This is a genomic window from Rivularia sp. PCC 7116 (genome assembly GCF_000316665.1).
GTDB lineage: Bacteria > Cyanobacteriota > Cyanobacteriia > Cyanobacteriales > Nostocaceae > Rivularia.
Map to the genome: position 1 here is coordinate 199,029 of NC_019678.1, position 19,615 is coordinate 218,643.

Here is a 19,615-nt window from a genome sequence, read left to right on the forward strand (position 1 = left end):
TGAATATTTAAAATTATGAATAAAATAAAATTAAATATATTTTTCAATATTTTTGGAATTTTTATCTTCTCTACAGGATTATCTTTAGCAAATATAAATAAAGCTTGGGGGGAAGAAATTAGCGATAGTATACTACAAAAATATGGAGAGAATGTAAATGAAATTGAGGATTACAGATTAAGTAAGTTTAATTTAGAAAATACTACAACCCAAAATATCGATCCAGTAGTTGAAAAATTAACAAGTTCAAATGCTAAAGTTCGCGCTGGTGCTGCAAATATTCTCAGCAGCGTAGATCGCAAATCGGTAATACCAGCACTTATCAAAGCTTTGCAAGACGAAAATAAACAAGTTCGCTCTAATGCTGCTCTTTCATTAGGAGAAATTGAAAAAAGCAATCCATCACCATCGATAGTTACAGCACTAAGCAAAGCTTTAAAAGATGAAAATGCAACCGTTCGTTATAGTGCTGCTTATGCATTAGGAAAAGTCGCAAAAGGAGGGTATCGAGCATATAAGAAAATTTATCAAGCAGTACCCGCACTTATTCAAGTTTTACAAGATGAAAATGCACAAGTTCGTTCAAGGGCGGCATTAGTTTTAAATCAGATAAAAGAAATAGAAAAACCAATTTTACAGAAGCAAGCAAAAGCTGTTGCCAAAGAAATACCCGCATTAAATCAAGCTCTAAGTCACAAAGATGCACAAGTTCGTCGCTATGCTGCCAAAGCTTTGGAAATTGCAGGCAAAGAAGCAGCATCATCGGTACAACCTCTTATCAAAGTTTTAAGAGATAAAAATTCACAAGTTCGTTCATCTGCTGCCAAAGCTTTGGGGAATATTGCAGATAAAGCAGCAGTAGAGCCACTTATTGAAGCTTTGGAAGATAAAAATTCACAAGTTCGTTCGTCTGCGGCTCAAGCTTTGGGGAGTCTTGCAGACAAAGCCGCAGTAGAGTCACTTATTGAAGCTTTAGAAGATAAAAATTCACAAGTTCGTTCGTCTGCGGCTCAAGCTTTGGGGCTTATTGCAGATAAAGCAGCAGTAAAACCACTGATTCAAGCTCTGAAAGATGAAGAAAAAGAAGTTCGTTCATCTGCGGCTGAAGCTTTAGGGCTTATTAAAGATAAAGCAGCAGTAAAACCACTTATCAAAGCTTTGGAAGACGAAGAGTCTGGGGTTCGCTTAACTACTAATATCGCTTTGGGCAGAATGGGGAAAACAGCAGCTCCAGCAGTACCAGAAATTATCCGAACTTTGAAAGATACAGATAGTATTGTTCGCTCTAATGCTGCTGAAATGTTGTCTTATGTAGGGAAAGACTACAGAAATCAAGCCGAAAAGCTATCCCATCAAGAGTTAGAAACTGGGATTGCTACCTTAGAAACAGCCTTAAAAGCGTTAGAAGCAATCAAAGAAAAATTTGAAGACGAGCAAGAATCTCTCAAAGCTGATTTAACCACATTAAAAAAAGAAAAAGACTCGCGCTTAACATCGCGGATATTTGAATGGATGGTAAAACATCCTTGGTTTGCAGCAACCATTATTTATCTAATATTCTTCCCGTTATTATGGTCAAGTTTATTATTAATACGTCCTCTATGGCTACTGAAACTCAATCAAAAACTTCAACCATTAAGCAACTTACAACTACCAGAAGCTCTTGGTGGTTGGACAATCTCTATTCCCGGAATCATCTTTTTACAACCATTCACCTATCATCCCCGAGTTTTAGATGCATGGGTAGCTACTAATATCAAAGTTGCTCGCGATAACTTCTCCGTTAAAAAGACAGTCAGCAATCGCGCCGAGCATATTTCTCTACCCGTCGTAGTTGATAAGAAAACCATCGCGAATTTCTCCGGTAACGATTTAAAAGCTTGCTTTGACAAAAAATTAACTAATATCCTAATTCACGCCGAAGGGGGTTCGGGAAAAACAAGTTTAGCTTGTCAATTAGCAAAATGGGGAATGTCAGATGACATCAATATTCGTCCTTCCAAACATCGGATGCTACCCATACTAATAGAACAAGAATTAGATATAGATGGTGAGGGGAATCAAGCTTTTATCCAAGAAATTTGCGGGCAGTTACAAGTTTTAATTGGTGAATCTGAAGTCATTCCCACCAAGTTAGTTGAAAACCTCCTACGTCAAAGGCGAATTTTAGTAATTATCGACCATTTTTCTGAAATGAGCTTTTCTACTAGAAAGCAAATTCGTCCCGCTTCTCCCAACTTTCCCGCTAATGCTCTAATAGTAACTTCGCGTTTAGAAGAATCTCTTGATAACGTTCCTAAAACAACTTTAAAACCTTTACGAGTATCGGGGAATCAACTTTCATCATTTATGGAAGCTTATTTAACCCAAAGAGGGAAGCGAGATTTATTTGATGATGCCGAATATTTTGATGCTTGTCGTCGTTTATCTTTGATGGTGGGTAAGCGCAATATTACAGCTTTATTTGCCAAACTTTATGCCGAGCAGATGATTGCTAAAGTCGCAGTTGATAGCGATGATTTTGTCGATGATTTACCACTGAGTATTCCCGATTTGATGTTGGGATATATTAATGAACTTAATAGAGAAACGGCTGAAGGTGAATTAGACAATCGTACTCTACAAAAAGACGCGAAAACAATCGCTTGGGAATGCTTGAAGAAAACTTTTCGTCCCGGTAGTACTAAATTAGATAATGTTGTAGCAGTACTTGATAATCAAGATAGCGTAAATGCAAGATTGCACCATTTAGAAAAAAGGTTGCGAATTATTCAAATTAGCGAACCTGGTAGGGATAAAGTTCGGTTTGCTTTAGATCCATTAGCGGAATATTTGGCTGCTTTGTATTTAGTTGATAGCTATGGGCAAGATAAAGATAAATGGATGGAATTTATTAACGCTGCAAAATCTGTACCGGATTTAGATGCAATTCAAGGTTTTCTTTTAGCAGTGCAGGATTGTTGTGTGAGCAACCCAGAAGATGTTTCTGATTTTATTGTCGCTTCACTATCTGAATTGACTGGTGTTGTTTTAACTCCTTCTCAAGAAAGTCAAAGAGCATCTATTTTATAAAAATTAATAATCATTAATTACTCAAAAATATGAATAATAGTATAAATATATTTTTTAAATTTATTCAAGTCTCTGCTATATCTCTGGGATTGTCTTTAACATCTATAAACCAAGCTTCAGGAGCATTAATCGAAGACAGTAAACTAGAAAAATACGCGAATATAAGAAAAAGAATTGAAACAAATAAAAAAGTTGGCGTTATCCTGCGACAAACAACGCCAGAAGCAGTAAATAAATTAATAGAAAAATTACAAAGTAAAGACGCTGAAATCCGTGGTGGTGCAGCCTCTATTTTAGGTGAGGTAAATCAACAGCAAGAATTAGTGATATCAGCACTCATCAAAGCTTTGCAAGATGAAAACCCCATAATTCGTGCTAATGCTGCTAGCTCATTAGGAGAATTATTGCCCTTTTCAGAATCATCAGAATCAATCATTACGGCACTTACTCAAGCTTTGCAAGATAAAAATTCATTAGTTCGCTCAAAAGCTATATCTGCTTTGAAAGAGTCAACATCAATTTTGAGAGGTACAAAATCGATTTCCGATCAAGAATTATTAGTACCAAAACTCATCCGAGCTTTACAAGATAAAAATCCAGTAGTTCGTGCAAATGCAGCCTCTTATTTAAAAGAAATAGTACCTAGTCATAAATTATTAATGGCATCTGACATCGAAGCCAGAATATTCAGCAGAATATTACTATCGCTTGAAAAAGAATTACCAATATTAACTGAATCTTTAGAAGACGATAGCTCAGAAGTTCGCTCATCTATAGCTAAGGTTTTAGAAGTAATGGGAGAAAAAGCAGCATCAGCAGTACCACAACTTACTGAAACTCTCAAAGACGATAACTCACAAGTTCGTATATCTGTTGCTTTCGCTTTAGGAAAGATGAAAACAAAAGCAGCATCAGCAGTGCCGCAACTCGCTAAAACTCTCAAAGATGATAATTCAAAAGTTCGCTCAACTACTGCTTGGGCTTTAGGGAATATTGGAGAAAAATCAATATCAGCAGTACCGCAACTTATTCAAGCTCTAGAAGATGATAGTTCGGAAGTTCGTTCATCTACGGTTTTCGCTTTAAAAATGATAGCAGAAGGTTATCGAAATCAAGTTGAGAAACTATCTAATAAAGAGCTAGAAGCTGGAATTAATAATATTGAAAAAGCCGTAAAGGCATTAGATAAAATTACATCAGCAGACTTAAAAGTAACCGAAAAGGTATTTAACAAATTTAAATTATCTGTACAACGTACTTTAACCACATTAAAAAAAGAAAAAGACTCGCGCTTAACATCGCGGATATTTGAATGGATGGTAAAACATCCTTGGTTTGCAGCAACCATTATTTATCTAATATTCTTCCCGTTATTATGGTCAAGTTTATTATTAATACGTCCTCTATGGCTACTGAAACTCAATCAAAAACTTCAACCATTAAGCAACTTACAACTACCAGAAGCTCTTGGTGGTTGGACAATCTCTATTCCCGGAATCATCTTTTTACAACCATTCACCTATCATCCCCGAGTCTTAGATGCATGGGTAGCTACTAATATCAAAGTTGCTCGCGATAACTTCTCCGTTAAAAAGACAGTCAGCAATCGCGCCGAGCATATTTCTCTACCCGTCGTAGTTGATAAGAAAACCATCGCGAATTTCTCCGGTAACGATTTAAAAGCGAGCTTTGACAAAAAATTAACTAATATCCTAATTCACGCCGAAGGGGGTTCGGGAAAAACAAGTTTAGCTTGTCAATTAGCAAAATGGGGAATGTCAGATGACATCAATATTCGTCCTTCCAAACATCGGATGCTACCCATACTAATCGAACAAGAATTAGATGTAGATGCTGAAGGAAATCAAGCTTTTATCCAAGAAATTTGCGGGCAGTTACAAGTTTTAATTGGTGAATCTGAAGTCATTCCCACCAAGTTAGTTGAAAACCTCCTACGTCAAAGGCGAATTTTAGTAATCATCGACCATTTTTCTGAAATGAGCTTTTCTACCAGAAAGCAAATTCGTCCCGCTTCTCCCAACTTTCCCGCTAATGCGCTGATAGTAAATTCTAGATTAGAAGAATCTCTTGATAACGTTCCTAAAACAACTTTAAAACCGCTACGAGTATCGGGTAATCAACTTTCATCATTTATGGAAGCTTATTTAACTCAAAGAGGAAAGCGAGACTTATTTGATGATGCCGAATATTTTGATGCTTGTCGTCGTTTATCTTTGATGGTGGGTAAGCGCAATATTACAGCTTTATTTGCCAAACTTTATGCCGAGCGGATGATTGCTAAAGTCGCAGTTGATAGTGATGATTTTGTCGATGATTTGCCGTTAAGTATTCCCGATTTGATGTTGGGATATATTAACGAACTTAATAGAGAAACGGCTGAAGGTGAATTAGATAATCGTACTCTACAAAAAGACGCGAAAACAATCGCTTGGGAATGCTTGAAGAAAACTTTTCGTCCCGGTAGTACTAAATTAGATGATGTTGTAGCAGTACTTGATAATCAAGATAGCGTAAATGCAAGATTGCATCATTTAGAAAAAAGATTGCGAATTATTCAAATTAGCGAACCTGGTAGAGATAAAGTTCGGTTTGCTTTAGATCCATTAGCGGAATATTTGGCTGCTTTGTATTTAGTTGATAGTTATGGGCAAGATAAAGATAAATGGATGGAATTTATTAACGCTGCAAAATCTGTGAATGATTTAGAGGCAATTCAAGGTTTTCTTTTAGCAGTGCAGGATTGTTGTGTGAGCAACCCAGAAGATGTTTCTGATTTTATTGTCGCTTCACTATCTGAATTGACTGGTGTTGTTTTAACTCCTTCTCAAGAAAGTTTGATTACACATGGTTTTTAAATCATTAATTATATAAATTTGTTTTTTGTTATGAATCAAAAACGATTAAATGTATTTCTAAAATATTTACAAATCTCTATTTTATCCCTAGGATTATCTTTCATTTCTGTAAGTAAAGCCTGGGGAGAAGAAATAAGTGATAGCGCACTGCAACAGTATGGAAACAACTTAGATGATATTACAGAATACGAATTAACTAAGTTTAATGTAGAAAATTTTTCTAAAGAAGATATTGATAAAGTCCTGGAAAAATTAAAAAGTCAAGATACTAAAGTCCGCGCTGGTGCTGTCTATATTCTTTCCAGTGTAGAGGATAAATCACCATCGGTATTACCGGCAATCATCCAAGCTTTGCAAGATGAAAATTCAACCGTTCGCTCTAGTGCTCTTCATTCTTTGGGAGAAATAGGAAAAAGAAATGAATCAGTATCGCTAGTAATAGCAATTATTCAAGCCCTAAAAGATAAAGATGTAAAAGTTCGTTCTAAAGCTGCATTAGCTTTAAATGAAATTGAAGAAATAGGAGGAATAAGAGTTGGTGAGAAATCGAAAGTACTTTTAGGAGAAATACCGACTTTAATCAAAGCCTTGCAAAATAAAGATGCAGAAGTGCGTCGATATGGTGCTATGGTTCTGGGAAACCTGGGGAAAAAAGCAATATCAGCAGTACCGGAGCTTATCAAAGCTTTAGAAGATGAAAATTCAAAAGTTCGCTCATCTGTTGCTGAAGCTTTGGGAGATATTGGAGATAAAGCAGCATTAAAACCACTTCTGAAAGCATTGCAAGATAAAAATTCAAAAGTTCGCTCATCTGTTGCTGAAGCTTTGGGAGATATTGGAGATAAAGCAGCATTACAACCACTTCTGAAAGCATTGCAAGATAAAAATTCAAAAGTTCGCTCATCTGTTGCTGAAGCTTTGGGAGATATTGGAGATAAAGCAGCATTACAACCACTTCTAAAAGCTTTGCAAGATAAAGATTCGAGTGTTCGCTCATCTGCTGCTTATGCTTTGGGAAATTTTGCAGAAAAAAAAGCAATACAACCACTAATAAAAGCTTTAAAAGATGATGATTTAAATGTTCGCTCATCTGCTGCTGATGCTTTGGAAAAACTAGAATATAAACCAACTATCGAATCACTCAAAAAATCTTTGAAAAATCCTGATTTAGATGTTCGCTTAAATGCTGCTTCTTATTTATCTAAAATGGGAAAGGAAGCATTACTAGCAGTACCAGAAATTATTATAGCTTTTAGATATGAAGGTTCATGGGAACATGAATTAGCGGATAGTTATGTGAGCAAAATAGTAAAATACTATCGAAATCAAGCAGAAAAACTATCCAATCAAGATTTAGAAAATGGTATTGCGATTTTAGAAAAATCCTTACGAGCATTAGAAGGTAGTGAAGAGAGATTCAAGGAAGGAAAATTATCATTACAAAATACTTTAAAAACTATAAGAAGAGAACAAGATTATCGACTAAAGTTCCGTATCTTGGAATGGGTTGCAAAAAATCCTTGGATAACAGCAGCAATTTTTTACATCATTATCTTTCCCTTGTTATGGTCTAGTTTATTGCTCATACGTCCTTTATGGCTGCTAAAGCTCAATCATAGACTGCAACCATTGAGTAATTTACAATTACCAGAAGCTCTGGGTGGTTGGAAACTTTCAATTTCGGGGGTAATATTTCTCGAACAATTTAGCTATCATCCCAGAGTTTTGGATGCATGGGTAGGGACTCATATTAAAATAGCTCGGGATAATTTTTCAGTTAAAGAAACTGTCAGCAATCGAGCCGAATATATTTCTCTACCAGTTGTACTCGATAAGAAAACCGTCGCTAATTTCTCTGGTAATGATTTAAAAGCTTGCTTTACTCAAAAACTAACTAATATTCTAATTCATGCTGAAGGCGGCTCGGGAAAAACCAGTCTGGCTTGTCAATTAGTAAAATGGGGAATGTCTGATGATATCAATATTCGTCCTAGTAAGCATCGGATGCTACCAGTTTTGATTGAGCAAGAATTAGATGCTGACGTTGAAGATTCAGTGACAAAAGCGATATCGGGACAATTACAAGTCTTAATTGGCGAGCCGAAAGCTATCCCCAGCAAATTAGTAGAACAATTATTGCTTCAGCGTCGTATTTTAGTAATTATCGACCATTTTTCCGAAATGAGCGAAGCAACTAGAAAACAAATTCGTCCCGCTTCTCCTAACTTTCCTGCTAATGCTCTAATAGTTACTTCCCGTTTACAAGAATCTCTTGATAATGTTCCTAAAACAACTATAAAGCCGCTACGAGTATCGGGAAATCAACTGTCATCATTTATGGAAGCTTATTTAACTCAACGAGGAAAGCGAGATTTATTTGATGATGCGGAATATTTTGATGCTTGTCGTCGCTTATCTTTAATGGTGGGAAAGCGCAATATTACAGCTTTATTCGCTAAACTCTACGCCGAGCAAATGATTGCTAAAGCTGGTGTGGAAGAAATTGATAGTTTTGTTAATAATTTACCCTTAAATATTCCCGATTTGATGTTGGGATATATCAATGAATTAAATAGAGAAACCGCTGATAGCGAATTAGATAATCCTACAGTTCAAAAAGATGCCAAAATTATCGCTTGGGAATGTTTGAAAAATAATTTTCGTCCCAGTGCTACGAAATTAGATGATGTTGTCGCTGTACTTGATAATCCCGATACGGTAAACGCAAGATTACAGCATTTAGAAAAAAGATTGCGAATTATTCAAATTAACGAACCTGGTAGAAATAAAGTTCGGTTGGCTTTAGATCCATTAGCCGAATATCTAGCTGGTTTATATTTAGTTGATAATTATGGGCAAGATAAAGATAAGTGGGTGAAATTTCTTGATACAGCTAAATCTGTCGCTGATTTAGGTGCAATTCAAGGTTTTTTATTAGCAGTTCAAGATTGTTGTATCGCCAATCCAGAAGATGTTCCCAACTTCGTTGCTAATTCCTTATGTCAATTAACAGGTGTTGTTTTACAAGCGAATCAAAATACTCAAATTATATTTACTAATTAGATTTATAACTTGTTCCTTGGCTCTGCCAAGGAATACCAAGCCGAAGGCTCTGCCTTCATTTAGCGAGGCAGAGCCTCGCGAATAGCGTTCCCAGGCTTAGCCTTGGAATGAGAATATTAAATCAATTTAAAATTATGAATAACAATAATATAAAAATTATTTTACAAACTTTTATCTTATCTCTAGGATTATCTCTAACACTTATCAATAAAGTTTGGAGCCAAGATATTAGCGACACTAAATTACAAGAGTATGCTGATATTTATGACAAAAGGGAACGTAACACAAAAATTGGCGATCGCCTGAAAGAAAAAACTCCAGAAATATTTGATAAACTACTCAAAAAATTACAAAGCAAAGATGCAAAAATTCGTGTTGGTGCTTTATCTTTATTAAGTGATTTCGAGAAAAAATCTCCATTAGTAGTACCATCAGTTATCAAAGCTTTACAAGATGAAGATCCAACAGTTCGCTCTATCGCTGCTCGTTTATTAGGAAGAATAGAAACCAAAAATCAATCAGAATTAGTTGCACAAGCACTTATCAAAGCTTTGCAAGACAAAAACCCTACAGTTCGCTCCAATGCTGCTGATTCACTAGACGATATAGAAATCACAAATAAATCGGGAGTAGTAGTGCCAGCACTTATCAAAGTTTTGCAAGACAAAAACGCAACTGTTCGTTCAAAAGCTGCATCAGCTTTGCATCGGATATCAATATTAGATAGCGAAGCATCAGCACTTTCAAAGCAAATACCAGCACTAATCAAAGCTTTAGAAGATGAAGATGTACAAGTTCGCTCCTATGCTATTAAAACTTTAGGAAACTTAAAAAAAGAAGCAGCATCCTTAGTACCAAAATTTATTCAAGCTTTGCAAGAAGATAACTCAGCAATTCGTCAAGCTGCTGCTGAAGCTTTGGGAGATATAGGAGATAAAGCAGCAGTTAAACCGCTGATTAAAGCTTTGGATGATAAAGATTCAATGGTTAGTGTATTTGCTGCTGGAGCTTTAAGAAGAATAGGAGATAAAGCAGCAGTTAAACCGCTGATTAAAGCTTTGAATGATAAAGATTCAATGGTTCGTTGGGGAGCTGCTGTAGCTTTAGGAAATTTAGGAGATGAAACAGCAGTTAAACCACTTATTAAAACTTTGGATGACGAAGATGCAACAGTCCGCCGATTAAGTCTTATTGCCCTGGGAAGACTTGGTAAAAAAGCAGCACCAGCACTACCAAGAATCATTGAAGCTTTAAAAGATAATAATTCATATGTTCATTTTGATGCAGCTTATGCATTAAAACATATAGCCGAAGACTATATAAATCAAGTAGATAAACTTTCTAATCAAGAGTTAGAAAATGGAATTATAAACTTAGAAAAACTTTTAAAAGTCTTTGAATTGGAAGAAATTGTTCTCTTAGGACAAGACATAAAGGCATTGGAATTAGAAAGAGAAACCTTTGATAACAACAAACTATCCATACAAACAGCTTTAAGAACTCTAAAAAAAGAAAAAGACTCGCGTTTAACATCGCGAATATTTGAATGGATGCTAAAACATCCTTGGTTTGCAGCAACCATTATTTATCTAATATTCTTCCCGTTATTATGGTCAAGTTTATTATTAATACGTCCTTTATGGCTGCTAAAACTCAATCAAAAACTTGAACCATTAAGCAATATAGAATTACCAGAAGCTCTTGGTGGCTCTAAAATCTCTATTCCAGGGATTATTTTTCTGCAAGCATTTATCTATCGTCCCAGAGTTTTAGATGCATGGGTAGCTAATTATATTAAAGTTGCTCGCGATAATTTCTCAGTTAAAGAAACAGTCAGCAATCGCGCCGAGCATATTTCTCTACCCGTCGTAGTTGATAAGAAAACCATCGCGAATTTCTCCGGTAACGATTTAAAAGCGAGCTTTGACAAAAAATTAACTAATATCCTAATTCACGCCGAAGGGGGTTCGGGAAAAACAAGTTTAGCTTGTCAATTAGCAAAATGGGGAATGTCAGATGACATCAATATTCGTCCTTCCAAACATCGGATGCTACCCATACTAATCGAACAAGAATTAGATGTAGATGCTGAAGGAAATCAAGCTTTTATCCAAGAAATTTGCGGGCAGTTACAAGTTTTAATTGGTGAATCTGAAGTCATTCCCACCAAGTTAGTTGAAAACCTTCTACGTCAAAGGCGAATTTTAGTAATTATCGACCATTTTTCTGAAATGAGCTTTTCTACCAGAAAGCAAATTCGTCCCGCTTCTCCCAACTTTCCCGCTAATGCGCTGATAGTAAATTCTAGATTAGAAGAATCTCTTGATAACGTTCCTAAAACAACTTTAAAACCTCTACGAGTATCGGGAAATCAACTTTCATCATTTATGGAAGCTTATTTAACTCAAAGAGGAAAGCGAGACTTATTTGATGATGCCGAATATTTTGATGCTTGTCGTCGTTTATCTTTGATGGTGGGTAAGCGCAATATTACAGCTTTATTTGCCAAACTTTATGCCGAGCGGATGATTGCTAAAGTCGCAGTTGATAGTGATGATTTTGTCGATGATTTGCCGTTAAGTATTCCCGATTTGATGTTGGGATATATTAACGAACTTAATAGAGAAACGGCTGAAGGTGAATTAGATAATCGTACTCTACAAAAAGACGCGAAAACAATCGCTTGGGAATGCTTGAAGAAAACTTTTCGTCCCGGTAGTACTAAATTAGATGATGTTGTAGCCGTACTTGATAATCAAGATAGCGTAAATGCAAGATTGCATCATTTAGAAAAAAGATTGCGAATTATTCAAATTAGCGAACCTGGTAGGGATAAAGTTCGGTTTGCTTTAGATCCACTCGCGGAATATTTGGCTGCTTTGTATTTAGTTGATAGTTATGGGCAAGATAAAGATAAATGGATGGAATTTATTAACGCTGCTAAGTCTGTACCGGATTTAGATGCAATTCAAGGTTTTCTTTTAGCGGTGCAGGATTGTTGTGTGAGCAACCCAGAAGATGTTTCTGATTTTATTGTCGCTTCACTATCTGAATTGACTGGTGTTGTTTTAACTCCTTCTCAAGAAAGTTTGATTACACATGGTTTTTAAATTACTACTTAGATTATTACGAAATTAAGTAATGTCTCTCAAAAAACTTGGCAATACTCTTGAAAGCATAAATATCTAATGGTGAAATCAGCAAGAAACTGAGTTTGCAGAAACTTTTGCCAGATATCAATAATCAACAATTCAGAGATTTCGCCGATGCTAACCTAAGTAAATCTCTGCATAATATACAAGATACGTAGTATTTCTACTATTAATTAGGTTTTATGCAACTGGCATATTCTAATTGCGCCATACTATTACAGAGTATCGCAAAGCAAACAAGCGCCTTTAGGAACAGTCTGACTGGTGCGTGACACTAAAAAAACCTTATTACTAGGTTCCTTCATTAGTCAAAGTGTCACAGCACCCTACAAGAAAAACGTGCTAATTGCATAAATCATGTAAACATAAAAATACTTTTTAGAATAATTAATTTTGATAAATTATATGCAAAAGCAGATACTATCATCAAGAATGCTACCGCGCTCTACAAATGTTAATTTTTTATTTACTGAAGAGACTTCGTTAGGAGCCAATATGGTTTTGATTGCGGATGAAGAAGAAAAAGTCCGCGATGCTTTATCAGTTGCAGTTCATAGATGGGCACAGGAAGAACAAAGGAATATTGAAACTGTGAAGCTTGAAAATGGGCAACAAACTATAGATTCAGTCCATCATATGGTTCGCTATCGAAAACCACCACTGTTAGTAATTGCTGATTTACGAATGCCAGGTATGAGTGGAGTTGATGTTGCCCAAACAATTAATAACAAATATGCTCGAATACCAATGATTATTACAGCATCATATGACGAACATGATGAAAGTTTAATACAGAAAGCTGATGATTTTGCTGACCAATATTCTCATGTAAGTTTCATAATTCGGACGCAGAGTTCTCCACTTCTCAAAGTTGTTTTAGAATCAGAAATCAGAAATATTTTGTCCAAACCTTCTACCCATAGAGAAGACACACAAAGTCAATTTGGTGCTTTAAAAAAGAAACTTACCAAGCTTTGGAATAATTCTTTTTAGGAATAAACAATGGAACATATCCCCATCCGCATTGCCAAAGCCTTGGTTACGGCGCTAATTTTAACTACCGTATATTTTGTAACTCATCCTCACATCAAGAAGTTGGGAAGTAATGGCAGAGCAGTTGCTTACATTACGAGTATGTTTTCGATTCCCGGAATTCTTGTCGCTTCTTTAGCGATCGCCGAGGTTCCTTTTAATGTATTAGCACCAATTACAGGCTCTTTAGCTTTGGGTTTTTCCTTTGGTGCCAAGCAAGCTGTAGAAAATACCGCAACAGTTTTTCTTAATCTTAGCGATGATGTTTACGAGGTTGGAGATATTGTTAGTTTTCCCAAGGATGATGACTTTTACAAAGTTTCTGCAATCAAAACTTCTAGTATTAAGCTACTTTCATTAGGTAGAGGTGCCGGAAAAATTCTGAATATTTCTCCTAGCGTACTGGCACAAAGAGAGATTATAAACTATACCCAAGACGGTGCAAGTAATTTATGCAAATGGACTTTTGAAATTTCTTTGAAAGCTCCTATATCACAACCAGGTGAAGGAGATATTACAAAGATGGAAGATACTTTACTCAAAGCAGCTAAAGAAGTTCAAAACTGGATTATACAAAATACGAAACATCCCAAAGCTATAGCCGCCTTCCAAGCTGAATCGCAAAAAGATAGCGGTCGTAAAGACGTACCGGCAGGTGTATTCTTAACTAAAGTAGAAAAATTTATTCACCATTATGTTGTTGCTTTATGGGTTCCGGGTATTGAAATATTTCGAGTAAATGCGATTCAAAATGAATTACTACATCGTGTATGGTATTACGCGGTGGAGTACCATAATATAGAGCTAGCAAAACCCGATTCTCATGATAATACCGATATTGTCGAAGCTACTCATGCTATCGCAATATCTTTGAAACAAGGTTTAAGTCAAATTAGTAATTCTGATAGTATTATGCAAAGTAAAATAGAAGTTTAATTAATTTTATTTAAATCAAGCAACCCATCCAAATATATCTCCCTCTCCTTGATAAGGAGAGGGTTGGGGTGAAGTTTAAAATCTATAAATCAATTCTACAAAATTAAGCCGATAAGACAGCTTTAACTTTACCAAAGCGTCGCTCTCTATTTTGATAGCTTAGTATTGCTTGATGAAATGCATTTCTATCAAAATCAGGCCATAAAACATCTGTAAAATACATTTCTGAATAAGCCATTTGCCATAAAAGAAAGTTGCTTAAACGTTTCTCTCCGCTAGTACGAATCAGCAAATCAGGTGTGGGAATATCGGCTGTATATAAATTTTTGTTGATTAAATCTTCATTTATATCTTCTGGGTTAATTTCTCCTTTCTCAACTAATTCTGCAACCTTGCGGCAAGCATGGATAATTTCTTTACGACTACCATAATTTACCGCAACATTAAATTGCACATCATGATTATTGGATGTTTCTAGCATCGAGCGCTGCATTTCATTTTGCAACGATTTTGGTAAAGCGGTTAAATCGCCAACAAAATTGATTCTTACTCCTTCTCGATGCATTTCCTCCAATTCGCGACGCAACATTTTCTCAAATAAAAGCATCAAAAAATCAACTTCTTCAGTTGGTCGTCGCCAATTTTCGGTAGAAAAAGCGTAAGCTGTTAGTATCTCGATTCCCCAATCTTTGCAGCAGCGTAATAGTTCTTTGAGGGTTTTTGCTCCTTGCCTGTGCCCCGCAATGCGAGGTAATTTTTGTTGAGTAGCCCATCTGCCATTACCATCCATAATTACGGCTACATGTCTCGGTAAGTTTTGAGAGTTTAAATCTGCGGGTAGTTTTGAATTCATAAGATTTTAGATTTTAAGAACAGATAGGTTGGTTTTAGAATTTAGATTTATTACCGTAGATTAGGCATTGAGTACAAAGGATTTCGAGTAATGAATTCCTGTATCCCCAAATAGTTCATTTAAATACGCTGTTGTCAGGGTATTATTCCAAATCCATAATTGATGTATTGCAGAGGTAAAGGTAAATAACAAGCTTGTTTTGTTACTAAAACTCCAAGAATCCCATTGCAGCGTTTGCATCATCCGTTTTAAAGTTCTGATTAAACTATTGCGTGTATAGTTTTGATGGCGAGTTTTAATCAAAGTTTTGGTTATTTTGATTGCAGAAGTATCGGGATAAGCCCAAACACCAAATCCCCAAAATTTTGTCATATGATTGATTTCATCTATTGCTAACTGTTCCAAAATATCTTGCAGCGAGCCGGTTGTGTGAGCCATCAGCCATAGATACAGGCAGGTAGCACCGAATTCAGTGGCTATGCGATGCAAACCGTGACGATACAAGTCTTCGTAGGGATTAGTAGTAGGTAAATAGCCTCTGACAGTACGAAGTTTGGGAGTAATTTTTTCACCAGTTAACTGCTGATAAACCTTGATTAATGCAGGAGTATGCTGGCGCTCTTCTTTTTCCCATAAACCTGGTTCTATCAGCTTCCCATTCTCATCAATCGTCCCTCCAACATACTGAGCCATTTGTGGATGTAATTTCTGTAAATATTGCCGACTCGTTTGAGTATATCCTCGGATAGGGGCTTCGGTATCCATCGCCCCAATTAAAACTGATAAAAATACTTCTAATTCAATACCATTTATTTGTTCGCGGTTAATACTTTGCCAGTCAATAGGTTTCCAAGCACGCGGTTGTGGTTGCTGGAATTGCGATGGTAAGTCTTTTAACCGTTCGTGTAATTCTTTTTTTGTAAGATAATGTTTGATGAGAAATTTTATATTTTGCTGAATTTGCGAATAGTTTGTATCGGGGTTTGGGTTAGTTACCCGATTCAGATGAGATTTACTAAGTATTTTTATCATCTTTTTTTATTAGAGTATTTATTGTTGCTTTGTTATGACTACTCTAAATGTTGATTTGGGTGTTTGTCAGTCGGGCAAAGTCGGGTAAAAAGTATGATGGATAAATTAGATAAAAATAAAAAATGCACGGGCAGGCTGAGGTTTTCGCAAAATCAGCCAAATAATATTCAAATAAAGTATAAGTGTTAACAGAAATATTAATTAACCTGTTTTCTTCATCTTTTCTTTAAAAAATAAATTGATAGTCATCTCTTGATATTTATTTGTACTTGTTTATTAGACGATAGGAGTAAATAAAATTGAAAAATTAGTTTAAAAGTCAAGTTTACATAAACTTGTCCTTAAAGACTGATTTCCAACTGTAGACTAAGATAAAGCTTGCTCCTTACACTAGTAAACAAAACTACCTTGGTCGCTAAACAATGGATGATGAGGCAGTATTGGTATGGTTGGATACCATCGTACCTTCTAAAACTGGAGAACAATTAAGCGAATTAGAAAAGATTATTCTTCAACAGGTTTGGCTGGGAAGAAAGTATTTAGAAATTGCTGATTTTTATGGCTGTACTGAAGGGCACGCCAAAGATGTAGGCTCTCGATTATGGAAATTACTTTCTAAGGTAATGCGTCAGAAAATTACCAAAAGCAATTGTCGCAGAGTTTTAGAAAAGTGTTTTCGCAAAGCTGGTACGATATCGGGTTTGTTTGATTATCAAGTTACTTCTAACAATTCCTTTATTGAAAACTTGACGGAAAACCTCAGCCCACAGAATCAGGAGAATGAGATTTTAATCAAGCCTCTGTTACTGCGCGAGGAAGATATCAATTTTATCGGTAGAAGCGATGCTATCGATGATATCGATAATTTAGTAAATCTTGGTAGCAAAGTGATTGTGATTCAAGGTGAAGGTGGTTTGGGGAAAACTACTTTAGCTCAGCAATACCTGCATTCTCAAGACTTTGATGTGGTTTTGGAATTGTTGATGGCGAAGGAGACTCAAAACATTACTTCAGCGCAACGAGTAGTGGAAGAATGGTTAAAATATGATTTGGCACAAGAGCCGGGATTAGAGTTTGGAGTAACTTTAGGAAGATTGAAGCGACAACTCCACAGCAAGCGAATTGGAATTTTAATTGATAATTTAGAACCTGCATTGGATGGAAAAGGAAGGTTTATTACTCCTCATCGCAACTATATTGAATTATTTCGGATTTTAACTGATGCGAGAATACATTGTACAACTTTAATTACTAGTAGAGATAGACTTTGCGAACCTGAATTAAATGTAACTCACTACCGACTTCCCGGTTTAAATGAAGAAACTTGGCAAAAATATTTTGCTCGGCGTGAAGTTGAAGTTGATTTACCAACTTTACAGAAGATGCATCATGCTTATGGTGGAAATGCCAAAGCTATGGGAATTCTTTGCGGTTCAATTCAGGAAGATTTTGACGGTGATATTACTGCTTACTGGCAAGAAAATCATGCCGATCCTTTAGCAGTAACCGATTTAAAAAATTTAGCTGCAAGTCAAATCAACCGCTTGCAAAATCTTGATTCTCAAGCATATCGTTTGCTGTGTCGTTTGGGATGTTATCGTTACCAAGATGTTTCTACTGTTCCTACTCAGGGGCTTTTAAGTTTATTGTGGGATGTGCCCTCAGAGCAGCATCGTCAAATTATTGCTTCATTAAAAAATCGCTCTTTGATAGAGTGTAATAAAGGTAAATATTGGCTGCATCCGGTAATTAGAGCCGAAGCTATTTCTCGATTGCGTAACAGTAAAGATTGGGCGATCGCCAATCACAAAGCGGCGGAATTTTGGACGGATAGCGTAGAAATAATCGAAACTTTTCAAAATGCTCTGCAAGCGTTAGAGGCTTATTATCACTATATTGAAATCAATCAATTTGAATTAGCCGGAAAGCTGATTATCAAAAGTCGAAACAATCAGTGGGGACAATTTTTACCCCTCGGCAGCACTTTATATCGAATGGGTTTAATTCAACCAGTTTTATCTGCCATCATTCATATTATTAATCATATTGACGACGATAAAAAAATCAGCGAACTATATAATATTTTAGGCGATTTGTATTGGATCAGCGGTCAGATTGAGGCTGCAATTGCATATCAACAAAAAACGATTTTTTTAGCCAGACAATCACTAGCAAGTTTTATCAATCAAGAAGATAACAGCCAAGCATTTTACTATTATCGAATGCTCGAAGTTGATTCTTTATTGAGTATCGGACTTTATAAAATTGATTTATGGGAATTGCAGGAATCCGCTCAATTATTTCAACAGGTAATTAATTTAGCTCAAAACACCGCACATCATCCTTGGGCAGAAAAAGCAGTAGTTTGTTTATCTTTAGTTAATTCCTATTTAGAACAATATCCCTCTGCTTATTTACTAGCGGATGAGTGTTACAACAACATTAAAGCAGAGCCGAATATTGAAAAAACCGGAAGATTTGCTTATTTTATTCAAATACTCGGTCAAACTTATATAAATTTAGCAGATTTTAGTAAAGCAAAAGAAATGTTTTCTATGGCTTTTAATTTTGCAGAAGAAAGCCACTATACGCAAGTTAAAGCCAAAAGTCTAAGTGGTTTAGCTGAAATTCACCGTATAAATCAAGAATTTGACTTAGCTTTGCAAAATCATTCAGAAGCAATTGAGCTATTAGATAAAATTGGTGCGAAATGCGATTTGGCTGAAGCCTATTTTCAACTGAGTTTGACTTATAAGAGTATGGGAAAAAAGAGTGAAAGTCAGGTGAATATTGAGAAGGCTGTTCGCTTGTTCGCTGAGATACAAGCGCCGAAGCAAGTGGGTAAAATTAGGTGTCAGTTAGTAGTTATATAGAGCAGATTTCTAAGCTAGAATTCCATAATTAATACTTTCAAAATTATGGGGGTAGAATACCCCCACAAACATCTTCGATATTCCTTTCAATTTAATTTTATAAGTAGGTATATCTGAAGATTGCGTCACCTAAAGCTTTCCAAGTTTGGGAACCAACTTCTCCATCTACAGCTATATTTGGTGCTGGTGCAGGAAAAGTAGAGTTATAGTTTGCTTGGAATTCTTTTACTATTTGTTCGCATTGCTCGTCATAAACGCCATCAAATTTTACATTTTCCGTAATAAGTATTGGCGCATTTGGTTTTTGACTGAACCAATAGATTGAAGACAATAACTGTTCAAGGAATCGGACGGAATCTCCATTATCTCCTTTTCGCAAAAGAGGTAAATTCTTTGTAACAGTTGCTGTAGCCATTGTTGTAGTCATGATAGATCCTCTCGTTTTATAATTAATGGTTTGTGCTTCTTTTATACAGTTTGAAGGCAATACCTTCGATTTCACGCGGGAGGTTGTTGTGCCTACTCCATGTGATGTTTATTGAAGCTAATTCAATTATGGAATTTTGAATATGAATTCAGCAGTACCCGAACAGGGTATCTTTTTAAATGGGTTTTATTATAGGTTGGATAAAGATTAATAATGCAAGAATATAGCAGACGCAGAGCTTTTGTCATCAAGCTTTTTTAGTACAAAATTCTGCCTTGATGTGCTGCGTAAATCCTATT

10 protein-coding genes are annotated in these 19,615 nt (G+C 35.9%); 7 read left to right on the forward strand and 3 right to left on the reverse strand.

Features of this window, described 5'->3' with window-relative positions:
- The first annotated feature begins 15 nt into the window (after window positions 1–15).
- The 6 genes from RIV7116_RS00780 to RIV7116_RS00805 all read left to right on the forward strand — a co-directional run bounded on the left by RIV7116_RS00780 (window position 16) and on the right by RIV7116_RS00805 (window position 14,131).
- Complete coding sequence (locus RIV7116_RS00780) at window positions 16–3,072, forward strand: HEAT repeat domain-containing protein (protein ID WP_015116345.1); 3,057 nt, start codon at window positions 16–18, stop codon at window positions 3,070–3,072.
- 29 nt (window positions 3,073–3,101) lie between these two features.
- Window positions 3,102–5,948 carry a sister chromatid cohesion protein PDS5 gene (locus RIV7116_RS00785; RefSeq protein WP_015116346.1) on the forward strand — a complete coding sequence of 949 codons (2,847 nt, stop codon included), beginning with the start codon at window positions 3,102–3,104 and terminating at the stop codon, window positions 5,946–5,948.
- Between the two features lie 30 nt (window positions 5,949–5,978).
- Window positions 5,979–9,011 (forward strand): HEAT repeat domain-containing protein, encoded by a 3,033-nt coding sequence (locus RIV7116_RS00790; protein WP_015116347.1) that lies wholly within the window; start codon window positions 5,979–5,981, stop codon window positions 9,009–9,011.
- Between the two features lie 134 nt (window positions 9,012–9,145).
- The gene (locus tag RIV7116_RS00795) at window positions 9,146–12,121 is read left to right on the forward strand and encodes a HEAT repeat domain-containing protein (RefSeq protein ID WP_015116348.1); all 2,976 of its coding nucleotides are present in this window, start codon (window positions 9,146–9,148) and stop codon (window positions 12,119–12,121) included.
- 447 nt (window positions 12,122–12,568) lie between these two features.
- Window positions 12,569–13,156 (forward strand): response regulator, encoded by a 588-nt coding sequence (locus RIV7116_RS00800; RefSeq protein ID WP_015116349.1) that lies wholly within the window; start codon window positions 12,569–12,571, stop codon window positions 13,154–13,156.
- 9 nt (window positions 13,157–13,165) lie between these two features.
- The gene (locus tag RIV7116_RS00805) at window positions 13,166–14,131 is read left to right on the forward strand and encodes a mechanosensitive ion channel domain-containing protein (protein WP_015116350.1); all 966 of its coding nucleotides are present in this window, start codon (window positions 13,166–13,168) and stop codon (window positions 14,129–14,131) included.
- Between the two features lie 103 nt (window positions 14,132–14,234).
- Here RIV7116_RS00805 and RIV7116_RS00810 read toward each other — a convergent pair whose 3' ends face one another.
- Both RIV7116_RS00810 and RIV7116_RS00815 read right to left on the reverse strand, forming a co-directional pair.
- Window positions 14,235–14,984, reverse strand: coding sequence for an isoprenyl transferase (locus tag RIV7116_RS00810; protein ID WP_015116351.1), 750 nt, complete (start codon window positions 14,982–14,984; stop codon window positions 14,235–14,237).
- 60 nt (window positions 14,985–15,044) lie between these two features.
- Window positions 15,045–16,016, reverse strand: a complete 972-nt coding sequence (locus RIV7116_RS00815; RefSeq protein ID WP_015116352.1) for a hypothetical protein — start codon at window positions 16,014–16,016, stop codon at window positions 15,045–15,047.
- A gap of 422 nt (window positions 16,017–16,438) precedes the next feature.
- On the opposite strand from RIV7116_RS00815, the gene RIV7116_RS00820 reads away from it, so the two are divergent.
- Window positions 16,439–18,889 (forward strand): NB-ARC domain-containing protein, encoded by a 2,451-nt coding sequence (locus tag RIV7116_RS00820; RefSeq protein ID WP_015116353.1) that lies wholly within the window; start codon window positions 16,439–16,441, stop codon window positions 18,887–18,889.
- 97 nt (window positions 18,890–18,986) lie between these two features.
- Here RIV7116_RS00820 and RIV7116_RS00825 read toward each other — a convergent pair whose 3' ends face one another.
- Entirely contained in the window at window positions 18,987–19,316 is a 330-nt protein-coding gene (locus tag RIV7116_RS00825) for a peptidoglycan-binding protein (protein ID WP_015116354.1), read from the reverse strand.
- Between the last annotated feature and the right edge of the window lie 299 nt (window positions 19,317–19,615).

Bases quoted from the DNA above. Each gene is read 5' to 3' on its own strand.
- RIV7116_RS00795 (WP_015116348.1), top strand. From the start codon at position 9,146: ATGAATAACAATAATATAAAAATTATTTTACAAACTTTTATCTTATCT.
- RIV7116_RS00805 (WP_015116350.1), top strand. From the start codon at position 13,166: ATGGAACATATCCCCATCCGCATTGCCAAAGCCTTGGTTACGGCGCTA.
- RIV7116_RS00815 (WP_015116352.1), bottom strand. From the start codon at position 16,016: ATGATAAAAATACTTAGTAAATCTCATCTGAATCGGGTAACTAACCCA.
- RIV7116_RS00790 (WP_015116347.1), top strand. From the start codon at position 5,979: ATGAATCAAAAACGATTAAATGTATTTCTAAAATATTTACAAATCTCT.
- RIV7116_RS00810 (WP_015116351.1), bottom strand. From the start codon at position 14,984: ATGAATTCAAAACTACCCGCAGATTTAAACTCTCAAAACTTACCGAGA.
- RIV7116_RS00825 (WP_015116354.1), bottom strand. From the start codon at position 19,316: ATGACTACAACAATGGCTACAGCAACTGTTACAAAGAATTTACCTCTT.
- RIV7116_RS00800 (WP_015116349.1), top strand. From the start codon at position 12,569: ATGCAAAAGCAGATACTATCATCAAGAATGCTACCGCGCTCTACAAAT.
- RIV7116_RS00780 (WP_015116345.1), top strand. From the start codon at position 16: ATGAATAAAATAAAATTAAATATATTTTTCAATATTTTTGGAATTTTT.
- RIV7116_RS00785 (WP_015116346.1), top strand. From the start codon at position 3,102: ATGAATAATAGTATAAATATATTTTTTAAATTTATTCAAGTCTCTGCT.
- RIV7116_RS00820 (WP_015116353.1), top strand. From the start codon at position 16,439: ATGGATGATGAGGCAGTATTGGTATGGTTGGATACCATCGTACCTTCT.